This window comes from Streptosporangium sp. NPDC049248, from assembly GCF_040678965.1.
GTDB lineage: Bacteria > Actinomycetota > Actinomycetes > Streptosporangiales > Streptosporangiaceae > Streptosporangium > Streptosporangium fukuiense.
Genome location: NZ_JBFAQY010000093.1, coordinates 1 through 1,129, shown reverse-complemented (window position 1 = coordinate 1,129; position 1,129 = coordinate 1). Strand labels below are relative to the sequence as shown.

The window sequence follows — 1,129 nt, the reverse complement described above, 5'->3', positions numbered from 1 at the left end:
ATCCATCTCCTACGGCGACGGCAGCCCCCACGACCTCCCCATCACCGGCGACTGGAACGGCGACGGCAAGGACACCCACGGCATCGTCCGCTGACCCCCCACCCGACCCCGGGTCCGTCCGGCAGGGCGAGATCCGGGGCGAGCCGTGAACGGCGGAACCACCATCCGCCCCCGTCCGGTCCGGCCCGCAGGTTCAGCGGGCCGGGCCGCGACGGCTCCGACACCCGCCACGCCCACCGCGGCCACGGTCCCACCCGACCCGTATGTCCGGCCGATCGCCGGAGCACGCACGTCCCTGCCGGTCAGCGGCCGGCCGGCGTGACCACCCCTCAGGAGAAACCATGAACACCGACCGTCCCCGTACGGGCGCGGCCCCCCGCATATCCACCGTCCGCTCCTTGACCGTGCTGGCGGCCATCGCCGGAAGCCTCCTCGCAGCCGGCACCGGCACGGCGGTGGCGCAGGATCCCACCCCCGCGCCCACCACCCGCGTTCCCGGACCTGCCGGTCCTCCGGTGCCCTCCGAGCTCGCGGCGGCGCTGGCGTACAACCCGTGTACGCCGGGCGGGGAGACCGCCGCGGACACCGCCGTCGCCAACCAGGTGCGCTCCCAGATGAACGGCCCGCGCCTGGGACGGAGCGTGAACGCCTACAACGTCTCGTGCGCCCGGATCATCACCACCACGGCCAAGAACCGGGGCCTGGACAAGAGAGCGGCGGTGATCGCGGTGACCACCGCGATCACCGAGAGTACGCTGCACAACTACACGGTGGCCGTCGATCACGACAGCCTGGGGTTGTTCCAGCAGCGCCCCTCGCAGGGCTGGGGCACTCCGGCCCAGTTGATCGACCCGGTGTACGCCACCAACGCGTTCCTCAATGCCATGATGCGCAAATTCCCCGGCAACGGGTGGATGAGCGGAGACATCGGTGCCATCTGCCAGGCCGTGCAGGTCTCGGCGGTCCCGGACGCCTACGCCAGGGAGGTGCACGACGCGCAACTGCTCGTGGACGCCCTGTGGCCGGGCTCGGCGAATCTCGGGGTTCTGGACTTCTACCTGTCGGACAACCTGACCTCCGGCGCCCACACCCAGCCCGTCGTCTCCTACGGCAACAGCCCGATGATCCC

Annotated in this window: 1 protein-coding gene; it reads left to right on the top strand. The window is 71.4% G+C overall.

Annotation, left to right across the window (positions count from 1 at the left end):
- Positions 1-341: 341 nt before the first annotated feature.
- Positions 342-1,129 (top strand): hypothetical protein (locus AB0K21_RS44700; RefSeq protein WP_364159329.1); only part of this gene is annotated, 788 nt, incomplete at its 3' end.